The organism is Vreelandella janggokensis (assembly GCF_031451615.1).
Classification (GTDB): domain Bacteria; phylum Pseudomonadota; class Gammaproteobacteria; order Pseudomonadales; family Halomonadaceae; genus Vreelandella; species Vreelandella janggokensis.
Genome location: NZ_JARWAJ010000004.1, coordinates 35,940 through 55,218 on the forward strand (window position 1 = coordinate 35,940; position 19,279 = coordinate 55,218).

General features: G+C 50.1%; 14 protein-coding genes and 1 pseudogene. 10 read left to right on the forward strand and 5 right to left on the reverse strand.

The window, feature by feature from the left end; genetic code table 11:
* The first annotated feature begins 145 nt into the window (after nt 1-145).
* The 10 genes and pseudogenes from QC816_RS12020 to QC816_RS12065 all read left to right on the forward strand — a co-directional run bounded on the left by QC816_RS12020 (nt 146) and on the right by QC816_RS12065 (nt 11,561).
* Nucleotides 146-1,558 (forward strand): mannose-1-phosphate guanylyltransferase/mannose-6-phosphate isomerase, encoded by a 1,413-nt coding sequence (locus tag QC816_RS12020; RefSeq protein ID WP_422823742.1) that lies wholly within the window; start codon nt 146-148, stop codon nt 1,556-1,558.
* Nucleotides 1,558-2,286 (forward strand): glycosyltransferase, encoded by a 729-nt coding sequence (locus QC816_RS12025; RefSeq protein ID WP_309782471.1) that lies wholly within the window; start codon nt 1,558-1,560, stop codon nt 2,284-2,286. The genes QC816_RS12020 and QC816_RS12025 overlap by 1 nt, the downstream gene beginning before the upstream one ends.
* Nucleotides 2,264-3,484, forward strand: coding sequence for a hypothetical protein (locus tag QC816_RS12030; protein ID WP_309782474.1), 1,221 nt, complete (start codon nt 2,264-2,266; stop codon nt 3,482-3,484). Before QC816_RS12025 ends, QC816_RS12030 begins: the two co-directional genes overlap by 23 nt.
* The gene (locus QC816_RS12035; RefSeq protein ID WP_309782476.1) at nt 3,468-4,616 is read left to right on the forward strand and encodes a glycosyltransferase; all 1,149 of its coding nucleotides are present in this window, start codon (nt 3,468-3,470) and stop codon (nt 4,614-4,616) included. The genes QC816_RS12030 and QC816_RS12035 overlap by 17 nt, the downstream gene beginning before the upstream one ends.
* 209 nt (nt 4,617-4,825) lie before the next feature.
* Nucleotides 4,826-5,566, forward strand: a complete 741-nt coding sequence (locus tag QC816_RS12040) for a glycosyltransferase family 2 protein (RefSeq protein ID WP_309782478.1) — start codon at nt 4,826-4,828, stop codon at nt 5,564-5,566.
* 436 nt (nt 5,567-6,002) lie between these two features.
* Nucleotides 6,003-6,854: pseudogene (locus QC816_RS12045) on the forward strand (UDP-glucose dehydrogenase family protein); the annotation flags it as partial.
* Entirely contained in the window at nt 6,845-8,128 is a 1,284-nt protein-coding gene (locus tag QC816_RS12050) for a sugar transferase (protein ID WP_309782480.1), read from the forward strand. The pseudogene QC816_RS12045 and the gene QC816_RS12050, both read left to right, overlap by 10 nt.
* 31 nt (nt 8,129-8,159) lie before the next feature.
* Nucleotides 8,160-9,179, forward strand: a complete 1,020-nt coding sequence (galE, locus tag QC816_RS12055; protein ID WP_309782482.1) for a UDP-glucose 4-epimerase GalE — start codon at nt 8,160-8,162, stop codon at nt 9,177-9,179.
* 179 nt (nt 9,180-9,358) lie between these two features.
* A complete protein-coding gene (locus QC816_RS12060) occupies nt 9,359-10,051 on the forward strand; it encodes a sugar transferase (RefSeq protein ID WP_309782484.1) in 693 nt (230 codons plus the stop codon).
* A gap of 202 nt (nt 10,052-10,253) precedes the next feature.
* On the forward strand, nt 10,254-11,561 hold the full coding sequence (locus tag QC816_RS12065) for an O-antigen ligase family protein (protein ID WP_309782486.1): 1,308 nt from the start codon (nt 10,254-10,256) through the stop codon (nt 11,559-11,561).
* 89 nt (nt 11,562-11,650) lie between these two features.
* Here the strand turns inward: QC816_RS12065 and QC816_RS12070 are convergent, their stop codons facing one another.
* The 5 genes from QC816_RS12070 to QC816_RS12090 all read right to left on the reverse strand — a co-directional run bounded on the left by QC816_RS12070 (nt 11,651) and on the right by QC816_RS12090 (nt 19,246).
* Nucleotides 11,651-13,291, reverse strand: a complete 1,641-nt coding sequence (locus tag QC816_RS12070) for a ShlB/FhaC/HecB family hemolysin secretion/activation protein (protein WP_309782488.1) — start codon at nt 13,289-13,291, stop codon at nt 11,651-11,653.
* A gap of 17 nt (nt 13,292-13,308) precedes the next feature.
* Entirely contained in the window at nt 13,309-15,810 is a 2,502-nt protein-coding gene (locus QC816_RS12075) for a two-partner secretion domain-containing protein (protein WP_309782490.1), read from the reverse strand.
* A gap of 108 nt (nt 15,811-15,918) precedes the next feature.
* A complete protein-coding gene (locus QC816_RS12080) occupies nt 15,919-16,635 on the reverse strand; it encodes a response regulator transcription factor (RefSeq protein ID WP_309782492.1) in 717 nt (238 codons plus the stop codon).
* Nucleotides 16,636-16,661: 26 nt separating this feature from the next.
* Nucleotides 16,662-18,491, reverse strand: coding sequence for a sensor histidine kinase (locus QC816_RS12085; protein ID WP_309782493.1), 1,830 nt, complete (start codon nt 18,489-18,491; stop codon nt 16,662-16,664).
* A gap of 470 nt (nt 18,492-18,961) precedes the next feature.
* On the reverse strand, nt 18,962-19,246 hold the full coding sequence (locus tag QC816_RS12090; protein ID WP_309782495.1) for a hypothetical protein: 285 nt from the start codon (nt 19,244-19,246) through the stop codon (nt 18,962-18,964).
* Between the last annotated feature and the right edge of the window lie 33 nt (nt 19,247-19,279).

Below are 19,279 nucleotides of genomic sequence, written 5' to 3' on the forward strand. Positions count from 1 at the left end.
TGGCTTAGACACCATTGATCTCGCTAGATTTCGCGATCAAAGATATTCTTGAGCGTCGTTTGCTCGGCTAGCATCAGCATAGGCCAGCCCATGTTGTCTATCTTCCCGCCATGTTGTTACTTCCTACTCAATCAGGACCTTATCAGTGATTACACCCGTCATCATGGCCGGGGGCAGTGGATCACGCCTCTGGCCCCTATCACGCCATCTTCATCCTAAGCAGTTTCTGCCGCTGTTCGGTGATAACAGTATGTTGCAGGCTACCCTTGATCGCCTTTCTTCGCTTGAGCATCGCACTCCGTTGCTAATCTGCAATGAGGAACATCGCTTTCTGGTTGCAGAACAGCTACGCCAGCAGGGTGCTCGCGATGTACAGATTCTGCTTGAGCACGAGGGGCGTAACACTGCACCGGCCATTGCGTTGGCAGCGCTTCACTCACTCGAACAAGAGCCTGAGGCGATGCTGCTTGTGCTGGCGGCAGATCACCTGATAGAGAATGTCGACGCTTTCCATCAAAGTATTAATCAGGCAAAGGTGTTGGCCGATGACGGTCAGTTGGTGACCTTCGGTGTGGTGCCGACACATGCTGAGACTGGCTATGGGTATATCCAGCGTGGTGCGAAGCAAGGCGATTACGGCTTTGAAGTCAAGCGCTTCGTAGAGAAGCCGGATTCTGAGACGGCAGAAACGTATTTTGCCAGCGGTGAATATTACTGGAACAGTGGTATGTTCCTCTTCAAAGCGAGCAGTTATCTGGAGGAGCTGGGGCGTTTTCAACCTGAGATAGTTGCTGCTTGTCGCGCTGCACTGGACGGGGCGACTCAAGACTTGGACTTCACACGCCTCGATGCCGAGGCTTTACGTACCTGTCCTGCAGACTCTATTGACTATGCGGTGATGGAATACACCGATAAAGCCAGCGTAGTTCCATTGGACGCTGGATGGAGTGATATTGGCTCATGGTCTGCGATTTGGGATATTTGTGCTAAGGACGACCAAGGCAACGCCACGCACGGCGATGTAATGCTGCATGATAGCCATGATGTCATGGTTCATGCAGATCATCGTCTAGTCGCAACGGTGGGTGTCGATGAACTTGTGGTGGTGGAAACCAAAGATGCTGTATTAGTAGCACGCAAGGATCGTGTCCAGGAGGTTAAGAGGATCGTTGAGCGGCTTAAAGCGGAAGGCCGTAGTGAGCAGATAAACCACCGTGAGGTTTATCGGCCTTGGGGAGTCTACGATAGCATTGATCATGGTAAGCGTTATCAAGTCAAACGTATCACCGTGAAACCAGGAGGGAAGCTTTCAGTGCAGATGCATCATCACCGTGCTGAGCACTGGGTTGTGGTATCCGGCACCGCTAAAGTATTGAATGGTAAGGATACCTATCTAGTCAGTGAGAATGAGTCAACGTATATCCCTATTGGCCAGGTTCATGCATTAGAAAACCCTGGAGTTATTCCATTAGAGCTCATTGAAGTTCAATCCGGAAGTTATTTAGGGGAGGATGATATTTTAAGATTTGAAGATCAATATGGTAGGTGTAAAGATTGATGGAAAAAAAGATAACATTAGTAACTGTTACATATAATGCTGCCGATGTAATACTTGGTCTTATTGATAGTGTCAATTCACAAGAATGTAAAAATTTCTCTTGGATTATTGTGGATGCGATCTCTACTGATGATACGCTTGAGAAGTTGAAAAATGTTTCACCGGATGTTGATGTTGATATTCTGTGTGAGAGTGATGCTGGTATTTATGATGCGATAAACAAAGCAGTTTTAAGAGTTTGTACCGATTATTATCTCGTGGTCGGAGCAGATGATAGGTTGGAAAAAAAAGCAATAGCTAATTATTATAAATCGATCGAATGCCATGCGCCAGATTTAGTAGCTGCTCACTGGTTAACTGACGGTAAGCTCAATAAGCCAATGAAGGGAAAGGGGTGGCTGGTTGGCATGCGTGGTGTTGCGTCTTCTCATTCAGTTTCTTTATTAATCAAGAAAGAACTACATGAGAAATTTGGGCTATATAATACTAAATACCCTATTTGCGCTGATCAACTTTTTGTGAAGCTTGCTGTAAATGGAAATGCATATATCAAGAAAGAAGAGTTTGTAGCAGGTGAATACTCCAGCAAAGGTATTAGTGGTACAGATGCGCTTGGTTTTTTAACAGACTTCTTTAGAGTGCAGATGGCAACAGAAAAAAATAAATGCCTGCAAGTTTTGATATTTGCTTTAAGGGTTTTGAAAAATGGAAGAAAAATTTGTAAGTAATAGAGTTGGCGGTAGTAGTATATCGCTAAGGATTTTTCTTCTATATTCATCAATTGTTTTTTTTCTGCTTGCTCCAACAAGTGTTATATTTGGTGGGCTTAAAGCTTGTTTAGCAATAAGCGCGACAATGTTTTTCCTCTCGTTTGTTGCCGGTCGCGGTGTAGTGAGTAAATCCGTCTTTTTTGCATTTTTGCTTTTTTTGACGGCAATAGCCTTTTCTTTTCTTTATAATTCAAAATATCTTGTATTTGACGACTACTTTGATTTCATGAGAGTTGTCTTTTATTTTTTGGTGTTTACTGCTGCTTTTATATCTGCTAATGAGGTGAATCTTGATTCAGTATCAAAGGTTTTACTTTTCTTTATATTAGTACAGTTTGTTGTGGTTATTCTTCAAAGACTAGGCTTGCCGTTTGGACTGGTAGAAGCTATTTGGGATATTGAAAAGAATTGGGCTTGGAGAAGTACTGGTACGTTCACTAACCCAAATATGATGGCAATAAGCGTTTTAATGTCGGCTATAATATATACTTTTTTCACCAATTCAAAATTTCTTACTAAAGCGTTAGTGCTGACTTTGGCAGGGTTAGTGATATTTGCATCTGGTTCTAGAACAGCTTTGGTTCTTGTGTTTTTATCAGTATTTGTAATGACTTTGCTTTTTTTTAATTTTAAAAAAATACTGATATCAATATTTTTAGCACCTATTTTTTTGGTTTCTTTATATGGCTTGGTTGTGGTCTTTGGAGTTTCTAGTTTTGGCTATTCATTAGAGATTTTAAATGTATTTGATGATTTTGATCTTTCATCAGTAACAACATTCCAGTCTAGAATTTCTACTTGGTCAGATCTTGCCAGCTTGGTTAATGAGTTCAGCTTTTTAAATTATTTTTTTGGCTTGGGGCCCGGCAAGGGTTTAGGGCTGAGGTACGTCGATAACGAATACTTGGCAGTATATTTAAAATATGGTTTTTTTGGCGTCTATTATTTGGTTTTATGTTGTTATTTGGCTGGGTATGTTTGGTTGAACAGGAGAGTGAGCAAACAAGTTAATGATATATCTAATGCACTTTTATTGATCTTTTTTGTGCTTTCTGTGGGGGGTGTTACTTCGGAAACATTTTCATCATGGCAACTACCTGTGCTGTTCTTTTTATTAACTGGTTTAGGCTGGGGTAGAATTGAAAAATATAAATAAAAGAGTAGTGATAGTTGCTCCTGTTCACATCTGGAATGACGTTAGAGTATTTAAAAAAGAAGCTCTGACTCTCTTGGGTGAAGGTTATGAAGTTATACTAATCGCTAGAGTGAACAATAACTGTGAGAAAAGCGGCATTAAAATTATATCTCCAGCAGGCTCTCACAGGAATAGATTTTTACGTTTTTTCTCTCTGCCACTCGTGGCGATCCAGGCGTTGAAGTATAGAGGGATGGTCTACCACTTTCACAATCCAGACACATTGCCTATCGCGGTATTAGTTAAGCTTTTAGGGCATAGGGTTGTTTACGATACACATGAAGATTTTACAAAGAAAATTCTTGTTAGAAACTGGCTTCCTAAATATGCAAGGAAGTTAGTAGCTTATATGGTAGGTAAAGCTGAACGTTTAACGGCTGGATTTGTTGATCGATGTATCGTCACGCAGGAAAATGTTGCTAGACGCCTGGGAAAGAATTCGATCCTTATAGGAAACCCTCCCAGGTTTGATGAGGCTCTATTGAGGAAGGTTGAGGTTGAGGCTGAGTCGATTAAAGTCAGCAATGAATATGATGTTTTCAGACTTGTTTACATCGGAGGAGTAAGTTTTTCGAGAGGCCTCAAGGAAATGGTAGAAGCCTTGAACATTCTCAACAATAAAATTTCATGTAGGCTATGGTTGATAGGCCCCGCTGATAAGAAAGAATTAATGTTGGCTCAGGATTTAAAAGGTTGGGCATTTGTAGACTATCTGCCTAGAATGCCACAGGAAAAGGCTTTTGCTTATGTTTATTTAGCTGATGTAGGTTTGATTTATATTAATGATGTGGGAGATCATTCTGAAACTGATCCTAATAAAATATATGAATACATGCTTTTTAAAAAGCCATTTATTGCCAGTGATTTTTCCAAGTGGAGAAAAAAGCTAGGCTGTTATAAAGCCGGGATTTTCATAACTCCTGGGTCCGCGTTGATTTTGAGTGATACTGTAGAGTACCTCTTTGAATTAGGTGAAAATGAGCGCGAAAAGATGGGAGAGAATGGTTATTGTTATGTTTTAAAAAATAACTGGGATGTGGAGTCTGCAAAGCTAATTACGCTATACCAAGATTTGTTTGTCGATAAGTCGTAGCTTGTAAATTTTTTAGATTGCTTGCTATCCCTTGTGTGAGTTTTATAAGAGTCAATGTCAGTTAGACAGCAAGTGAGCATAGAGTGCTTTTTAACTAACTGTTACTTCGTTAATTAAGTAAGGGATAGGTGTTTGATATGATGTCTCAGAGTTAATATTTGGCTTTCTTCGTGCTGCGGTCCGCCATAAAACATTTATTAGAGTTTGTTATGCCTGAAGTTTCAATTGTTACGCCATGCTATAATTCACTTGATGTAATTCAAGACGCAATTATTTCTGTGAGGAATCAAACTTTTAAAGATTATGAGCATATTATCGTTGATGATTGCTCTACAGATGGGTCATATGACTTCTTGATCTCTCTTTCTTTAGAAGACCCGAAAGTAAGAGTTTTGCGTCTGAAAGTTAACTCTGGAGCTGGGGTTGCAAGAAACGAAGCGATTAGAGTAGCTGAAGGGAGATATATTGCTTTTTTGGATAGCGACGATATTTGGCTGCCTAGCAAGCTAGAAAAACAATTATTTTTTATGAAGAATAATAAAATTACACTTTCTTATACTTCTTATGAAAAGATTTATGAATCTGGGGCGCGTACAGGTGTTGTGGTGTCGCCCCCTTTAAAATTAAGTTACGCTGAGATGCTGAAATCTAATCAGATTGGCTGTTTGACAGCAATATATGATGCTGGAGAGTTGGGGAAAGTCTTTATGCCGCTGATTAGAAAGCGGCAAGACTATGGCTTATGGCTTAAAATATTGAAGCTGACTCCATGTGCAATGGGTTTGGCAGAGCCTCTTGCCCTCTATAGGAATAGAGAAAGATCTATCTCAAGTAATAAGTTTGGCCTTTTGAAATATAACTGGATTCTTTATAGGCAGTTCGAAAAGCTTTCTTTTTTAGAATCATTGTATTATTTGTTGTGTGATATAAAGTCCAAACTTTTTAAGTAACAGCACACTGGTGTGCTGCCTAAAAAGTTATTAAAGAGTACGTTAAATTTAATGCACCTCGATTTAGTGCTTCTTAGTATAGTAGTGCCTACTTATCATTGAGGGTTTATTTAGTCGATACTTTATAAGGGACTTTTATGTTACGCAGTGTGGCAAGCATTGTGCGGTGTCATTGTTTTTGGTGCCGTCAGCAATGAAGCATGGGGCGTGACATGTGTAAAATGATTCCTGTTTAGCGCAAGTATGTGAAACTACGATGAGGTATCTTCGTTTTTCACACGATAGTGTGAGTACTCATCTTGGCATTACATGACGTCATCCTTAATTATAAGAGCGTTTGACACGCTACAAACAGACATTATGGTAATAGGGATAGGGACAGCGTGAAGATCACAATCTTTGGTACAGGGTACTTGGGCTTGGTCACAGGTACTTGTTCAGCAGTGGTGCTTGTATCATCATTGGCACCGACTCTGAGCGAGTCAAGACACTAATGAGAAAATGCTACGGACCTTATAACCGTAATTATGAAAAAATGATGTTCATTGACGTGCGTGCAGCGGAGCTGACAAAGTACGCTGCTAATGCCATGTTGGCGACGAAAATCAGCTTTATGAACGAGATTGCCAACCTGGCCGAGCGACTCGATGTAGAAATCGAACAGGTGCGTCAGTGCATTGGCAGTGATCCGCGCATAGGCTATCACTTCATTTACCTGGGCTGCGGCTATGGAGGCGCCTGCTTCGCTGAGGACATTCAGGCGCTGGTGCGCTCGGCCAAAGAGGTCGATTATCCCGCCGAGTTGCTCAATACTGTCGAAAACGTCAACCGTCGTCAGAAAAACACCCTATTCGCCAAGGTTAGCCAAGCCTTTGACGGCAACCTAGCCGATAAGGTTATTGCTTTGTGGGAGTTGTCGTTCAAGCCCAACACCGATGACATGCGTGAAGCCTTGAGCCGCAACGTCATGGAAGCGCTGTGGGCCGCTGGAGCCCGGGTTCAGGCTTACGACCCGGAGGCCATGAAGGAATGTCGCCGTATTTATGGCCAGCGTGATGACCTCGTGCTTATGGCTGACCAAGTTCAGGCGGTGAAGGGGGCCGATGCATTGGTGATCTGTACTGAATGGAAAGAGTTTTGTGTGCTTGATTTCGATTGGCTGAAGGCGCGGCTTGCTACGCCAGTGTTGATCGATGGTCGAAATCTTTTCTCGCCTAAGGCTGTCAAGGATGCTGGCCTTATGTACTTTGCAATTGGACGCGGAGAGTCGATAAAGGCATGGAAGTGACATACCCATATGAACGCCGCCATTCTAGGTGGTATGAAAAGGCCTTACTCGCTCTTCCTTTCCAACTTTTGGTAGGACTATCGTTTGTATTATTGTTGCCAAGCTTGGAGCACTGGGGGTGGGGTTACTGGCAAGCTATGGATGAGGTTCGCAGCAATACACTGCTTGCGATTGCTTTGTCCTTTATCGTCATCGTATTGACTCAACGGCGGCTCTTTCGCTTTCCGGGCGCTCATATTGTTTCGTATATTCTGCCAACGGTCACCAGCGTTTTTGTGGTCGCGATTGCTCTATTGTTTTTTACGCGCGAAGGTTATTCGCGTCAATTATTACTCATTGGTTATTTGTTGACGTTGGCTTGGTGTTTTGCTGGTTATTTTATAGGTATACGGTATCGCCGCTTAAAGCTCGGGGTTGTACCTTTTGGAACAGCAAAAGACCTCTTGTCTTCCGAGAATAGCGAGTTGCGTATGCTGGGCTCTCCTGATCTTTCAGGGGTTCGCTTTGATGGGATCGTAGCTGACCTGCGCTCCGATGAACTAACACCGGAGTGGGAGCGATTCTTGGCCCACTGTACGCTGTGCCATATCCCTGTCTATCACGTTAAACAGATTAGTGAGTCAATGACTGGCCGGGTGCAGATAGAACACCTCGCTGAAAACGATTTTGGATCGTTGCTGCCTTCTGGTTTTTACAGCTTCTTTAAGCGCTGTTTTGATGTCGTAGCGGTGATCATAACGGCACCGATCACTATACCCGTCATGGCACTGACCGCCATCGCAGTTAAGCTGGATAGTCCCGGTCCAGCCTTGTTTATCCAGAATCGCGTGGGGCAGGGTAATAAGGATTATAAAATCTACAAGTTCCGCAGTATGTGCCGAGATTCTGAAAAAGATGGAGCGAAATTGGCCGAGTCTGACGATATGAGGGTTACCCGGGTAGGCAGGGTCATTCGCAAGACACGGCTGGACGAGCTTCCTCAGTTCTTCAATGTACTCAAGGGTGATATGAGCCTGATTGGACCGCGGCCTGAACAGCGAGCCTTTGTAGAGCAGTTTGATGAAGAAATTCCGTTCTATATTTATCGTCATGTAGTTAAGCCAGGAATAACTGGTTGGGCGCAAGTGGTGCAAGGATATGCGAGCGATGCTGATGATACACGTATAAAGATTCAGCATGATTTCTATTACATTAAGCATTTTTCACTGTGGCTAGATATCTTGATTATTTTCAAAACGATCAAGACGATTCTGACAGGGTTTGGCGCCAAGTGATTCTCAATTTGATAATATAAGGACGGTTTTCATGTCCATTCTGGTGACTGGCGGTGCTGGCTATATTGGCTCTCATATGGTGCTTTCACTTCTGGAGCATGAGTACGATGTGGTTGTGCTGGATAGCTTGGTGAATTCTTCTGCTGAGGCACTTCGCCGGGTAGAAAGTATTACAGGCAAGTCGGTGACTTTTATCGAAGGTGATATCCGTAATCGTGCCTTGCTTGATCAGTTATTTACTGAACACTACATCTCCGATGTGTTGCACTTCGCTGGCCTGAAGGCGGTTGGCCAAAGTGTGGAACAGCCGTTGAGATACTTCGAAAATAACGTCGGTGGAACCTTGACCTTGTGTCAAGCCATGGACGCTGCTGGAGTGAGGACGCTGGTATTCAGTTCTTCGGCCACTGTGTATGGAGAAGTGGCAAACATGCCCATACATGAGGGTTTGCCCACTGGTTCTCCAACAAACCCATACGGCCGTTCGAAGCTAATGGTGGAAGAGGTGCTGAAAGATCTTGCCAAAGGAGACTCTCGTTGGTCGATTGCTCTGCTGCGTTACTTCAATCCGGTCGGAGCCCATGAGAGTGGCTTGATTGGAGAAGACCCCAACGACATTCCCAACAATCTGGTTCCGTTCATTTCTCAGGTTGCTATCGGCCGTCGTGATGTGCTTTCAGTCTATGGAAACGACTACCCTACACCTGATGGTACTGGTGTGCGCGACTACATCCATGTAAGTGATCTGGTTGATGGCCATCTATGCGCGATGCAGGTCATTGCTCGAAAACATGGGATTGGTATCTGGAACTTGGGTACTGGGCAAGGGTATTCTGTGCTCAACATGGTACAGGCCTTCGAAAAGGCGTCGGGCCGGGATGTCCCGTACCGAATTGCACCGCGTCGAAACGGTGATGTTGCTGAGTGCTGGGCAGATCCTTCAAAGGCTGAGCATGAGTTAGGGTGGAAAGCGAATAGAAACCTTGATGCCATGATGCAAGATACATGGCGATGGCAGAAGCAAAACCCGAATGGTTACAACTTAGAGTGACTTTGAGTTCGTTCGAACATTCCAGCAATCCGGCCACTTGACGTGGCTGCTGCGGAGTAGTGCTGAGGTAGGCCTATGTGTTTTGGCATCCGGAGGCGTTACGTTTCGATGGCGTTGTGGCGGATCTTTGTACGCAAGACTTGACGCCCGCATAGGAGACTTTTCTCGCCAGCTGTCCCTTGTGCCACATTCCCGTTTATCACCATCGGCAAATATCCGAGACCATTTCAGGCCGTGTGCAGATCGATCATCTGTCAGAAAACGAATTTGGTAGCCTGTTGCTGCCGTTATTTTACGTTGGCTTCAAGCGTGTGATGGATTTTCTGCCTGCAGTGATATTGCTGCCTTTTTTACTGCCGGTATTGCTTGCGGTGGCTTTGCTGATCAAGCGGGATAGCCCAGGCCCTGTTTTTTTTATGCAGCCCCGGGTGGGGTACCGTGGTCGTTCGTTCAATATGTTCATGTTCCGCAGCATGTATCACTATATGAGCGGGGAGGATTTTACCGTTTCAGGTAATGATCCGCGCATTACACGGCTGGGGCGTATTCTGCGACGCTATCGCCTGGATGAGTTGCCTCAGCTGTTCAATGTGTTGCGCGGCGAAATGAGCTTTATTGGCCCACGCCCTGAGTCTGAGTCGCTTTCTGAATGGTATGAGCAGGATGTGCCTTTTTTCAGTTATCGCCATGTCGTGCGGCCGGGTATCTCCGGCTGGGCGCAGGTTGAGCAGGGCTATGCGGCCGAAGTGGAAGGCATGAAACGCAAGCTGCAATACGATTTTTACTACATCAAGCATTGCTCGCTGTGGCTGGATGTGCTGATTGTGCTGAAAACGGTGCGTATTTTATGTACCGGGTTTGGGTCACGGTAGTTTCGTGTCGTTGTGGGGGCGGGATGGTTACTGATCGCGCAATGAATTGCGCTCCCACAACACCCAGTTGCGGGTTAAATGCCTTTACAACTCGTTGAGGGCCTGCGATCCCTCCGTTGATTCCTTGTATATTTTGCTGACGATACTTGTGGCGTAATGTGCTAGTATCCCGCGCTTGATTAATGCTAGCGTTGGAGCACATGTGGGCCATTCCCCTTCCGCGGTTTCTTACTCCGCTTCTTTCTCTCCCTTCTCGAACTATACCTCTCTCGCTGTATTTTTACTGTGTGCAATCGCCTTGGTCGTGCCTAGCGGGTATTCGCTTGGCGCGGTGATGCTGCTATTGGGCAGTGTGGTGATGCTGTTCAAACGCCCAGCCCTCGGCCTGAACCGTCAGGACGCCTTGGTGATGCTGGCCATGGCGGCGTATACGCTCGTGGGTGTGCTGGAGGCCTGGTGGGACGGGCAGGGCGTCAGCGGCATGGATAAACCGTTACGTTTCTTGCTGGCGATACCGGCGCTGTTGTTAGTGATGGCTTACCCTCCACGACTGGCCTGGTTTTGGGGAGGTGTGGTCATCGGCGCGTGTACAGCTGGCAGTTGGGCGGCATGGCAGAAACTGGGGCTTGATATTGCACGTGCCACAGGCCATACGCATACCATCCAGTTTGGCAATTTGAGTATGCTGCTGGGGGTGTTGTGCCTTGCCGGATTGGGGTGGGGGGCCACTCGGTCGCGCCGTCACTTATGGTTTGCGGTATTTATCATAGGTGCGCTGCTTGGGCTGGTGGGCTCATTGTTCTCTGGCAGCCGGGGCGGCTGGGTAGGCCTCCCTTTTGTATTGCTGGTGTTGTTACGTGCCTACGGTGGTTTTGTGTCGAAGCGCATGCTTGCTGGACTTGTTGGCTTATTGCTGGCGGGAGGGTTGAGCGTTTATGCCATTCCGGAGTTGGGCGTGCAGACGCGCGTCAATGAAGCGGTTGAACAGGTTCAGCGCTATGCGTCAGGCGACCGAAGCCATTCATCGGTCGGCGCCCGGTTTGAAATGTGGCGCGGGGCTAGCCACTTGATAGCGGAGAAGCCTTTAACCGGTTGGGGCGATAATGGGTATGCAAAAGGAATGCAGGCGTTAGCTGACCAGGGCGTGATCAATGCCCGCGCTGCTGAATATGGCCATGCGCATAATGAGTTTATCGATAGCTTTGCCAAACGTGGCGTCATTGGCCTTGCGGTTCTGCTGGCCGTTTACCTGCTGCCCATGCGCTTTTTTGCCAAGAAAATGGGGGCCAGTGACTTATCGCTGCGCGCCACGGCCACCGCCGGGGTGTTGCTATCGGTGACCTATATCGATTTTAGCCTGACGCAGGGGTTTTTATCTCACAACAGCGGCGTGATGATGTTCGCGTTTTTGCTGGCGGTGTTGTGGGGTATTTATTCTCGCCAGCGGAAGGTGCTAGGTAGGATCTCGACTTCGTCGGGCGAACGCTTTCGGTGGCTTGATCGTTCCTGATCGTTCAATGAATAGCAACCCTACTCTAAACGCTTACACCCGGCTTTTGCCGGGTGTTTTTTTGGGTGATGGTTTAGGCTATCGTCCGCTTAGAAGCGGTAGCTCAGATTGAACCAGACGCGCGGGTCTTTCTGGCGTCCGTCTGACTGGGCATCGCCGCCGTCCAGCTTCCAGGCGGAGGCCAGGTCCGCGTCCCAGTTGCCGTGGCTTAGGCGAAGGCCCAGGCCGGTGCCCGCGATATTCCGGTCTTCACCGTCGTCGATGCCGCCATTGGGTGTGTGGCCACCATCAAGCAGTAGATACGGGCTCAGGCCATCGCCCAGGTTGTAACGTAGCTCTAACTGAGCCAGCCAGCCTCGGCTTTCGGAGCCTTCACCTACCGGGAACGCGCGTACGCCGTTGGGGCCGCCGAGATAGAAGCTTTCAGAACCATCCAGGGAACGCTGATCTGACCATTGGCCACTGAAACGACCAAACAACGTCAGGTTGGTGGTCAGTACTTGCAGACGCGCCACATCCAGGTTCAGTTTGGTGAAGCCGTAGTCATTACCCGTAAAGGCTGTCTGGTCGATGTCCAGTGTGCCGGGGGTCAGGGTAGCGGCACCGTAGGTGATACCGCCGCCGAACAGGGTGTCACGATGGTCGAACTGGAGTGTCAGTGGTAATGAGTGGCTTTCAGTGGCCTTGGTATAGCCAACGAACTCCACGTTGTCGTCCAGATCCTTGTGCTGGTAGGTGGCAGCTAGGCTTAGATTGCTTTGTTGGCGGCGGATCAGCGGATAGCTCAAACCCGCTGACAGTACCTCGGCAGTACCGGTATAGCCTTCAAACCCTTTGCCAAGGGTGTAATCCGTGTGGTCGTATCCGATCATGCCGCGCAACCCTGAGTACCCCAGCGGCAGCGCGTAGCTGAGCTGGCCGAGCCAGGTATCCTCGCTGGAGTACAGCGCCGCTATGCTTAACTCGTCGCCAACGGTCAACAGGCGGTTGGTTTGCAGGTCTGCCCGAGCGCGGTAGGCACCAGAGAAACGGCTGCCGTGGTTATCGGCACCTAACCGGCCACTGACCCGGTTATCCGCTTCCACCTGAGTCTCCAGGTTGCCGGTGCCATATGCTTCGCCGGGTCGCATGACCGGCAACACGTTCACCCCTGGCAGGTCCCCAGCGATCAGCAGGGTTCTTTCCAGCTCCGCGGATTCAATGATCTCGCCCGGCTCGAGCGGGTGCAAGAACCGCTCAACCGTATCGGTTAGCACCGGCTCGCCGGATGCGGATACGCGTCCGTAACGACCCTCGATCACGGTCATTTGCAGTACGCCGTTCTCGAGCGTTTGGGGCGGCAATATGGCTCGGGCGAAGGGGTAGCCTTTTGCCCGGTAAAATTCGCTGATTTGGTTGGCCAGCGACTGAAGCCCGGCCAGGTCGTAACGTGTTGCAAACACCTCATCGTCCAGGGCGGCGACTAGCGCCTCGGATGAGAGGGCGGTATTACCCGTGAAGGCAATCTGTGTCACGTCCACTTCGACACCGCCCGCATCGCGTTCGGTCAGCGGCTGCCCCTGGATCCGAATATCGACGGAGGGCTCAGTCGGTGAAAGCGTTTCCCGTTGGCTCTCCTGGTAGATTTGGCCCGCGCCGGGTCTTTCCTGCGCCACTACTGGCAAAGAATAGGTCGTCGTCGCCAAGGCGATGGCGACGGCCATTGGAGAAAATGCAAAGCGCTTCATCATCAATCGTCCCGTCTCAATTATTGTTCGTCGGAATTTTGCGTGTCGTTAAACTGCATGCCGCCATCCACCACGAACACTGGGAGAAGGCCCGATTGATCGCGCTGGCTAGATTGTGTCGTCATTGTCGCTTCGTCGGTCTCGACTAGCTCCAGTCCACCCGACAACTGCCGACCTCTCTGACTTGGCATGGAAGGAAACGCATTCGTACCCATATCAGCGCCAGAACGACTGCCGCCGGTCATGCGAGGAGTTGACTGTTGAAGTGCCGCAATGACGCGTGAGGCTCTATTGGTAGGGTCAGTGTTGCCGACGCTGGTATCGTTATCCTCGGCATTGCCATCTCCACCAGTATTGCCATCTCCACCAGTATTGTCATCTCCGGTATCCGTGCCCATCAGCTCGGCCCAGGTCTTGCCTTCGCCAAGGCCGGAGTCATTGGTCTGATTGTTGGGATTACCATCGGCATCGGTAGTGGCGTAGTAGCTGTTGGTGATACTGGGACTGGCACTGGTACTGAGGAATCCGACCAGCCCGCCGATATCTTCGTTTCCTGAAACATCACCGGTGGCATAAGCATTGGTGATACTGGTACTGCCATAGAGAGTTCCGACCAGCCCGCCGACTTGGTTGTTGCCTGAAACATCACCGGTGGCATAGGCGTTAGTAATGCTGCCGCTGAGGCTGTACCCAGCCAGTCCGCCTATATATCTGCTGCCTGAAACAGTGCCGGTAACATAGGCGTTGTCTATGTTACCGTAGTAGTTGGACCCGACCAGCCCACCTACATAATCTAACCCTGTGAAACTGCCCCCTATCAGCCCGATATCCCGGATCAAACTGCCAGACTGGGTGGAACCGAACAAGCCGATGTTTTTGCCGCTACTTTTAATAGTCAGGCCGGTGATGGTATGACCAAGGCCAGTGAAGGTGCCGATAAACTCTTTGCTGAAATCCCCAACCAGCGCTTGAGTATAGGTAGTAGCACTGGCATCCAGATCCTGAGCCAGGGCGTAGCGACCACCGAGACCAGTGTTATCGATATTATCCAGTTCGGCCATAGAATGGATCAGGGTATAGTCTTGCCCATTGATGGCAAGACTGGCGTTGCTACCCGAGAGCGTTATCGGTGCTTGAATATGGTAATTGGTCCCATCGGCAACGGTACCATCATTTTGATAGAAGCCCCCGTAGTTGAGATATAGCGCGGCAGACTCACCCGTAGCGGTAATCGGGGCGTTAATATTGATATCGCCGTGGGCACTCAGCTCCAGGTAAGTATTGGCATCCCAGCTAATGGCTGATTCGATATTGATATCGCCTGCTTCGCTGCTGGTATCCGTGCCAGCGGTTTCCAGATAAAAACTGGTTTTAGCAAGGTTTTTAGACAGAGTATCTGCACCAATGCCGCTGCCCGTCTCCACTGCATCGCCAGCGCTAACGGTAAAATCGGTGGGGTCGATCAGCCATTCACCCGTTTGGCCACTTTCGGCGAGTGTGGTAACGCTGGTGCCACTGGCTACCTGTACCTTGGCAGCACTCGTCTCGATAAACCCGCCATCACCTGCATCCGGCGCACTGGCATCCAGCGTGCCGGCGACTTGCACCTGGCCGCTTTGCATATCGCCCATCAGCATGATGCGGCCGTCTTCGCCGGTGGCGAGGGTGCGCGCTTCGGTGACGCCAGTATGATTGATAACGCTGGAGGCTAATTCACCGGCGGATTTGGCGGTGAGGTAGACGAGGCCACCGTCGGCGCGAATGGCACCGCCCTGCTCGATGTAGGTATCGAGCAGCGCTTCCTCGACTTCAATTTTGACCGGGCCGCCGAGGTCCAGGGTGACCTTGCTGCCAGCGCCCATCAGGGTGCTGCCCTGGGGCGTGGTGATGCTGCCGGTGTTGATGATTTCAGCGGCAATCATCGCAACGACACCGTCTTCCGCGGTGGTGATATTGCCCTGGTTAACGATAGCGTTGGCGCTGGCTCCCTCGAAGTGGTAATTGCCGGCCATGAAGTCTTCCGTGGCGATATCCAGCGTGGAGATGACCAGGGTGCCGACATCCACTCGCGCCGTTGAGCTGAACATGACGCCGTTGGGGTTGACCAGGAACACTCGGCCGTTGGCGTTAAGGGCGCCGCGAATGTCAGAGACATTATTGCCCGTTACCCGGTTGAGCGCGGCGGCCTGGGCGTTTGGCTGGTTGAAGTTGACGGTATTGCCGGCGGCGATGGAAAAGTCTTGCCAGTCGATGGCCATGTTCTGGCTTTGCTGATTGACCGTCAGCGTTTTGTCAGCACCAGTTATGCTGCCCTGGCCTCCGACAATGGTCCCGCCACTGGGTAAGTCAGCCGCATGAAGGGGCAGGGCGATAAGCAGTAAGGCACCCGCGGAAAGGGTGGCCAGTGCCCCGGCTACATTGCCAGCGGTGCTGGAGGCGCTAGGGCTCGACTGGCTGAGTTCCGAGGCCGCCTGCCATGCCCCTTTGCTTCGATTCCATACAACGTGATAAACCCGATTCATGCGACTGTCCCCCGTTTGTTTTTTTACGGAGGCTAATGTGTGCGATGTCGTCGTTAGATGTCAGTCTCAAATCTCTCAACTCTCTCAGCGTGGGCATTATTTTACTGTCTATTCTTTTATCTGGCCGACAAATACCAGGCCTTTGCCAAAAATAGAGCGAATCGGTAGGGATATGGCGTGTTCTCTGGCTTTTTTACGCAGTCGGCTTAGGATGACATCGAGGCGGTGGAGCTCGGGGCTTTCGTCGTACGGAAACATGAGGTCCAGCAGGGCTTCCTTGGCAAAGATTTCGCTGGGTGAGCGGCCCAATATGCTCAGCAGCGTATATTCCTGGGGGGATAACGGAATGATGTTGCCATCGGGTGTCGCCAGGCATTGGTCTCCGGCCATCAGCCGCCATTGAGCGTCGGCTTGTTCTCGCTGGTGCGTGAGGTCCGTCCCTTGCCGTTCATGCGCCATGCGCTGCCAAAGCGTTTGCAGGGTCGTTGCCAGCTCGGAAAAGTTGATGGGTTTGACGAGGTACAGGTCGGCGCCAAGGTTCAAGCCGCGCAGCTTGTCTGCCTGTTGGCCTCGGGCGGTGACGATGATGACGCCGAAATTGCCCAGGTCGGCCAGGTAGTCGACCACGCTGAAACCATCTTCGCCGGGCAGTCCCAGGTCCACCAGCACAATATCCGCAGGGCGGCGGTGCAGCTTTTTCCAGAAGCTTTCTGCACTGTCCGTTCCCCAGACGTTATGGCCTCGGTGCTGAAGAAAGAAGACCAGCTCTTCGCGGAGATCGGTGCTGTCTTCAATGATGGCGATGGTGGGTTGTCTGGACGTCATTAACCGACTGACTCCCATGTTTTTTGTTAAAAAAGAAAGATAAAGCAGCTGCCTTCGGGCGAGCTGCTGAGTAACCGTAGATCACCGTCGTGGGCGCGGGCAATCTGCCGGGCTACGTAGAGGCCAAGGCCGGCGCCTCGCTGGTTCTGCGTGCCGCGGCGATAACGGTCGAAAATCTGCTGCGCATCCTGCTCACTGATGCCATGGCCCTGGTCGCAAATTTGCACCGTGGGGCGACCGTTCTGTTGACTGCAGTCTATGCGAATAGCGCCGCCTGCCGAGTATTTGACGGCGTTATCTATCACGTTCGACAGCGCAATGCGGATCAGTGCGGCATCGACGACCACAGGGCACTGGGGTATGGCCATCGCGATGGCCGGTTGGCCGTCAATGGTCATGATGCGTTGGTGATCATCCGACAGCTGCACCAAGGCCGCGGCAGAATCAACCAGTTCGAACAGGTTGACCGGCTGGGGATCCAGGTAGAGGTCGTTGGCGGCCAGCCGGGCATCGGCCAGGCAGTTGTCGGTCAGCTGTACCAGCCGTTCCGTGGCCCGCTGAATCTTGTGGTAGCGCGACATGCGATCACTGTTGCCTGGCTCAAGGAAGAGCAGGTTCTCGAGGCTGCCTGAAATGACCGCCAAGGGGGTTCTGAATTCGTGGGAGACCATCCCCATGAACTGGCGCTGGTGAAAACTGGCATCACGTTCCGCTTTGAGTTCGCTGACCAGCTGGTGTTTTTCCATTTCTTCCAGCTTCTTTTCCCTGATGCGATATACCGCAATTGCCATGACCAGCAGCATATTCACGATCAAGGCATATTGCCATATGACGTAGATTTCAGTTCTGAAGGGGATCCAGCCAAACGCTGAGAACAAGCCGAACATGCTGGCTGTAATGCAGATCAGGGGGCTCAGACCCAACAGCAGGGTGGAAACGCGGTAGTGGTCCAGGTGCCATACATACAGCACGGAAATAATGAACGTAATGGAGGTGGGCAGGTAAAACAGTGCCTGTATTTTGACTGCCAGGTCGTAGCGGTCCAATGGAATCAGGATCAACAATAGCAACGTCAACCCGCAACAGGCCATCATGATCTTGTGGGCCCAGGGGAGGTGTTGTTTCATGTTGACCGTTTCAACGCATAGCCAAAGCAACGCGATATACGAGGTCAGCGTCAATACGCTGGTCAGGTAGTGCTGAAGCGGTAGGCCAAGCTCCGGCAACAGCCAGTTCAGGTACCCCTGAATACTGGCGACGAACAGGTAAGTGATCGAAAAGGCGGTGACCGACCAAAGCAGGCGTCCTCCCAGTACGATGGCCAGTATGAAGGCGAGCAGGGTGGAAATAGCGGCCAGACCGAAATAGAAACTCCAGAAAGCCGTGCTGCGGCTTGCATGGCCAAGGAACTCGGTCGGTTGCCACAGGCTCGCTTTCAGGATGGTGGTGCTACTGCTTTGTACCCGCATGATCGCCTCGTAACCCCGTCCGTTATCCGGGGGAGGAAGCACGAATACCGGATTGCGATAGTCGATATCCGATCGGCCGAGCCGCAGGTCTCCTGTTTGTTTGACCTGCCAGGGTTGCTTGGTGCCTTGTGGCCGGTAGAACAGGCGGATGTCGTCGACAAAGTTCGGCCCCAGCTCCAGCCAACGTTGTTGATCCTCAAACGTGGCTGACGGTAGTTCAAATCGAAGCCAGAAGGTGTCACGCACGTAACCGCGGGAAAACGTGGCGCGCTCTGTTGGCGCTTGTTGCTGGAGTTGCAATGCTGCCTGCTCGAGCGATAATTGCCCCTGTGGGTCTGTCAGGGCGGCATACGGAATATCCTGCCCTAGCCGTAAGGGATCGGACATAGCGGCCGTTACCCAGAGGCAACCAAGCAATAGAAACAAGGCCAGCGAAGTCGGTTTGATAAGGTCACCCAGCGATGACTGATATGTCCGCCAGTGATGCCCCAATGACCATGGTGTTAGTCGTGGGGCGATTGTGATGTTCAAAATGCGTGCTCTTGCCTCAGCCAAACGGGTTCAGAAGCCGCTTATCTGATGCAACGGCCTTGTTCGATTGCTCCATTATACAGGCCCTGTGCGTTACTGGTGGGGCGAACCGAATAAGCCTTATTGATATTAGGTACCCAATTTGGTTTTGTGGCTGCTTCCAGCTATTTCAGGGGCGGAGCCGGAGCAGGACTAGTGTTAGCCCCTACTTTCTGTCTGTAATTGGGCGACGGCCTCTATCGATGGCCCTGTAGCTTCAGCAATTTGCTCAGTGCTGAGCAGCACGCCAAGCGGTAGCAAGTTACGTGCTGTCGTCCTTTGTGCTTCTATCTGGCCTTCTTGACGGCCTTTTTCTTCCAGCGCTCAGGCCATTGTTTAATGCGTTCTGCCAAGATGTGATGTAGCTCGTGTAAGTCATGGAACTCGGGCAGTTCCATGTCGGGTGCTCGGTTAGGTAGCAGCACGCGGCGTATCCCTACCACGAAAGCTCGTCGAAGCGGTGTCTGCTCAGATGCTTTGAGCCATTCTACCAAACTGCCCAGCACCTCCAGCATGTCCTGTTCATCGCGATTGTGTTCGCGGTTGCCACGTTGCGCACTCGGTCTGACCACTCAGGGTCGTTGACGATGGCACCTTCGTCCAAC

What these genes read in the sequence shown, in the direction of transcription:
- QC816_RS12025 (WP_309782471.1), top strand. Translation starts at nt 1,558, where the DNA reads ATGGAAAAAAAGATAACATTAGTAACTGTTACATATAATGCTGCCGAT.
- QC816_RS12030 (WP_309782474.1), top strand. Translation starts at nt 2,264, where the DNA reads ATGGAAGAAAAATTTGTAAGTAATAGAGTTGGCGGTAGTAGTATATCG.
- QC816_RS12040 (WP_309782478.1), top strand. Translation starts at nt 4,826, where the DNA reads ATGCCTGAAGTTTCAATTGTTACGCCATGCTATAATTCACTTGATGTA.
- QC816_RS12050 (WP_309782480.1), top strand. Translation starts at nt 6,845, where the DNA reads ATGGAAGTGACATACCCATATGAACGCCGCCATTCTAGGTGGTATGAA.
- galE (WP_309782482.1), top strand. Translation starts at nt 8,160, where the DNA reads ATGTCCATTCTGGTGACTGGCGGTGCTGGCTATATTGGCTCTCATATG.
- QC816_RS12070 (WP_309782488.1), bottom strand. Translation starts at nt 13,291, where the DNA reads ATGATGAAGCGCTTTGCATTTTCTCCAATGGCCGTCGCCATCGCCTTG.
- QC816_RS12075 (WP_309782490.1), bottom strand. Translation starts at nt 15,810, where the DNA reads ATGAATCGGGTTTATCACGTTGTATGGAATCGAAGCAAAGGGGCATGG.
- QC816_RS12080 (WP_309782492.1), bottom strand. Translation starts at nt 16,635, where the DNA reads ATGACGTCCAGACAACCCACCATCGCCATCATTGAAGACAGCACCGAT.
- QC816_RS12085 (WP_309782493.1), bottom strand. Translation starts at nt 18,491, where the DNA reads ATGTCCGATCCCTTACGGCTAGGGCAGGATATTCCGTATGCCGCCCTG.